This is a genomic window from Stenotrophomonas sp. STEN023 (genome assembly GCF_056760135.1).
The window spans coordinates 1-3832 of record NZ_JBRREF010000150.1 but is presented as its reverse complement, the minus strand read 5'-3'; the positions used below and the strand labels follow the sequence as shown (position 1 = coordinate 3832).

The window sequence follows — 3832 nt, the reverse complement described above, 5'->3', positions numbered from 1 at the left end:
GCCAAGAGCCACCCCTCCCCAATCCTCCCCTTGGCTACGCCAAACGGAGGGGGCGCAGTGGGGGGGCGGGGGGGGGGCGGGGGGGGGGGGGGGTGGGGGGGGGGGCGGCGGGGGGGGGGGGGGGGGGGGGGGGGGGGGGCGGGGCTGTGCGCCCGGCGGCGGGCCGCCCCCCCCCCCCCCCCGCCCCCCCCCCCCCCCCCCCCACTACAGGTGAAGCTCCGCCGAGCAAGCGTCGGTTCTACAGGGTGCGGCTTGGGGTATGCCGGCCAAAGTATGTATAATTCGTACATACTTCATTGGAGGTCCCATGGAAGCCACCGTAGCTGAACGCGGGCAGATCACGCTGCCCAAGGCCGTACGCGACGCTTTGGGCCTGACCAAGGGCACCCAGCTCAAGGTTGAGCTGGAGGGCAGTCGTATCATCCTGCGCAAGAGCGTGGACGATGCCATCTCGCGCGCCCGCGGCAAGTTCGCCCTGGACGGGTTCGAGTCGGCCGAACAGGCCGTGCGTACCGTCCGTGACGAGGCCGGCGAGGCATGATGATCGCCGTTGATTCTCCAGTCCTGATCGAGCTGCTCAGCGACGGCCCACGCGCCGACGCGGTGGAAGCCTGCCTGCGGCAGGCGCTGGTCGGCGGCAGGGTGGTCATCTGCGGTACCACGCTGGCCGAAATCTGCGCATCACTGCGCGGCGGCGCCGAGGTGCAGGGTGCGCTGGAAGAAATGGGCGTCCATTTCAATCCGCTGGAAGCCAAATCCGCGCTGCGTGCCGGCGAGATGCATCGCCGCCACCGCCAGCGCAGCGGCGATAACCGCCGCATCGACGATTTCATGATTGGCGCCCACGCACTGCTGCAGTGCGATGGCCTGATCACCTGGAACGACACGTTTTATCGCGACTACTTCAAGGGCCTGAAGCTGATCGTGCCGCAAGCCTGAGAGCCCATCCATTCTTTAACCGTTACACCCGGGAGTTGTCATGTTGGAAGCCTACCGCCACCACGTAGCTGAGCGCGCCGCGCTTGGCATCCCGCCGTTGCCGCTCACTGCACAGCAGACGGCCGACGTCATCGAGCTGCTGAAGAACCCGCCGGCCGGCGAAGCCGAGTTCCTGGTCGATCTGATCACCAACCGCGTGCCGGCTGGCGTCGATGACGCCGCCAAGGTCAAGGCCTCGTACCTGGCCGCGATCGCCTTCGGCAGCGAGAAGAACGCGCTGATCAGCCGTGCGCGCGCCACCGAACTGCTGGGCACCATGCTCGGCGGTTACAACGTCGCGCCGCTGATCCAGCTGCTGGACGACGCCGAAGTCGGCGCCATTGCCGCTGAAGGCCTGAAGCACACCTTGCTGGTGTTCGATGCCTTCCACGATGTGCAGGAGAAGGCCAAGGCCGGTAACGCCAATGCACAGGGCGTGCTGCAGAGCTGGGCCGATGCCGAGTGGTTCACCAGTAAGCCGGAAGTGCCGCAGAGCCTGACCATCACCGTGTTCAAGGTGCCGGGCGAAACCAATACCGACGACCTGTCGCCGGCCCCGGACGCCACCACCCGTCCTGACATTCCGATGCACGCCCTGGCGATGCTGAAGAACAAGCGTCCCGACGCACCGTTCGTGCCGGAAGAAGACGGCAAGCGCGGCCCGATCCAGGAAATCCTGTCGCTGAAGGACAAGGGCCACCTGGTTGCCTACGTCGGCGACGTGGTCGGCACCGGTTCCAGCCGCAAGTCCGCCACCAACTCGGTGCTGTGGTTCACCGGTGAAGACATCCCCTTCATCCCGAACAAGCGCTTCGGTGGCGTATGCCTGGGTTCGAAGATCGCCCCGATCTTCTACAACACCATGGAAGACGCCGGCGCACTGCCGATCGAGCTGGACGTGTCGAAGATGGAGCACGGCGATGTCGTCGAGCTGCGTCCGTATGATGGCAAGGCACTGAAGAACGGTGAAGTCATCGCCGAATTCCAGGTCAAGAGCGACGTGCTGTTCGACGAAGTGCGCGCCGGTGGCCGCATTCCGCTGATCATCGGCCGTGGCCTCACCGCCAAGGCGCGTGAAGCGCTGGGCCTGCCGGTCACCGATCTGTTCCGCCTGCCGGTGCAGCCGGCCGATACCGGCAAGGGCTACTCGCTGGCACAGAAGATGGTTGGCCGCGCCTGTGGCCTGCCGGAAGGGAAGGGCATGCGCCCGGGCACCTACTGCGAACCGAAGATGACCTCGGTGGGCTCGCAGGACACCACCGGTCCGATGACCCGTGACGAGCTGAAGGACCTGGCCTGCCTGGGCTTCTCGGCCGACCTGGTGATGCAGTCATTCTGCCACACCGCGGCCTACCCGAAGCCGGTGGACGTCAAGACCCACCACACCCTGCCGGAGTTCATCTCCACCCGCGGCGGCGTCTCGCTGCGTCCGGGCGACGGCGTGATCCACAGCTGGCTCAACCGCATGCTGCTGCCGGACACCGTCGGCACCGGTGGTGACTCGCACACCCGTTTCCCGGTCGGCATCTCGTTCCCGGCAGGTTCGGGCCTGGTCGCCTTCGCCGCTGCCACCGGCGTCATGCCGTTGGACATGCCGGAGTCGGTGCTGGTGCGCTTCAAGGGCAAGATGCAGCCGGGCGTGACCCTGCGTGACCTGGTCAACGCGATCCCGCTGTACGCGATCAAGTCCGGTCTGCTGACCGTGGCCAAGGCTGGCAAGAAGAATATCTTCTCCGGCCGCATCCTGGAAATCGAAGGTCTGCCGGATCTGAAGGTCGAGCAGGCATTCGAACTGTCCGATGCCTCGGCTGAGCGTTCGGCCGCTGGTTGCTCGGTGCACCTGAACAAGGAGCCGATCATCGAGTACCTCACCAGCAACATCACCCTGCTGAAGTGGATGATTGCCGAGGGTTACCAGGACGCCCGTTCGCTGGCCCGCCGCATCGAGAAGATGGAAGCCTGGCTGGCCAACCCGGAACTGCTGCAGGGTGATGCCGACGCCGAGTACGCCGCCGTCATCGAAATCGACCTGGCCGACATCCACGAGCCGATCGTGGCCTGCCCGAACGACCCGGACGACGTGAAGACCCTGTCCGAAGTTGCCGGTGCCAAGATCGACGAAGTGTTCATCGGTTCGTGCATGACCAACATCGGTCACTTCCGTGCCGCTGCCAAGCTGCTGGAAGGCAAGCGCGACATCCCGACCCGTCTGTGGGTTGCACCGCCGACCAAGATGGATGCCTCCGAGCTGACCAAGGAAGGCGTGTACGGCACCTTCGGTTCGGCTGGCGCGCGCATGGAAATGCCGGGCTGCTCGCTGTGCATGGGCAACCAGGCGCAGATCCGCGAAGGCTCCACCGCGATGTCGACCTCGACCCGCAACTTCCCGAACCGTCTGGGCCGCAACACCAACGTGTACCTGGGTTCGGCCGAGCTGGCCGCGATCTGCTCGCGTCTGGGTCGCATCCCGACCAAGGAAGAGTACATGGCCGACGTCGGCGTGCTGGATTCGGCAGGCGCCGAGATCTACCGCTACATGAACTTCGACCAGATCAGCGATTACAAGGACGTGGCCGATTCGGTCAACGCCTGAGTTGTAGCTGAGTAGCGATGGTTGAACGAAAACCCCGGCGCAAGCCGGGGTTTTTGTTGTCTGCAAAGTGCATCAGCTGCTGGTGTTGTGGGAGCGGCGTAAGCCGCGAAGCTGAGATCAGCGGGCAACCGCACATCCCGCGATCTGACGATGCATCAGCTTCGCCGCTTACGCCCCACCCACAACACCAGCAACAGATGCACTTTTCACAAAACAAAAACCCCCGCTTTCGCCCGGGTTTTAGTTAAACCAACACAACAA

The 3832-nt window shown here is 64.9% G+C and carries 3 protein-coding genes; all 3 read left to right on the top strand.

Going from position 1 to position 3832, the window contains the following annotated elements:
• The first annotated feature begins 307 nt into the window (after positions 1-307).
• Genes ACVOLV_RS22020 through acnB form a run of 3 tightly spaced genes read left to right on the top strand, consistent with a single transcriptional unit; the run spans position 308 to position 3571 of the window.
• On the top strand, positions 308-541 hold the full coding sequence (locus tag ACVOLV_RS22020; protein ID WP_282271410.1) for an AbrB/MazE/SpoVT family DNA-binding domain-containing protein: 234 nt from the start codon (positions 308-310) through the stop codon (positions 539-541).
• On the top strand, positions 541-939 hold the full coding sequence (locus ACVOLV_RS22015) for a type II toxin-antitoxin system VapC family toxin (RefSeq protein WP_481530827.1): 399 nt from the start codon (positions 541-543) through the stop codon (positions 937-939). The genes ACVOLV_RS22020 and ACVOLV_RS22015 overlap by 1 nt, the downstream gene beginning before the upstream one ends.
• Before the next feature lie 40 nt (positions 940-979).
• The gene (gene acnB / locus ACVOLV_RS22010; protein ID WP_481513244.1) at positions 980-3571 is read left to right on the top strand and encodes a bifunctional aconitate hydratase 2/2-methylisocitrate dehydratase; all 2592 of its coding nucleotides are present in this window, start codon (positions 980-982) and stop codon (positions 3569-3571) included.
• Positions 3572-3832: the final 261 nt, after the last annotated feature.

Excerpts from the sequence above, each read along its gene's own strand:
- ACVOLV_RS22020 (WP_282271410.1), top strand. The coding sequence starts at position 308 with ATGGAAGCCACCGTAGCTGAACGCGGGCAGATCACGCTGCCCAAGGCC.
- ACVOLV_RS22015 (WP_481530827.1), top strand. The coding sequence starts at position 541 with ATGATCGCCGTTGATTCTCCAGTCCTGATCGAGCTGCTCAGCGACGGC.
- acnB (WP_481513244.1), top strand. The coding sequence starts at position 980 with ATGTTGGAAGCCTACCGCCACCACGTAGCTGAGCGCGCCGCGCTTGGC.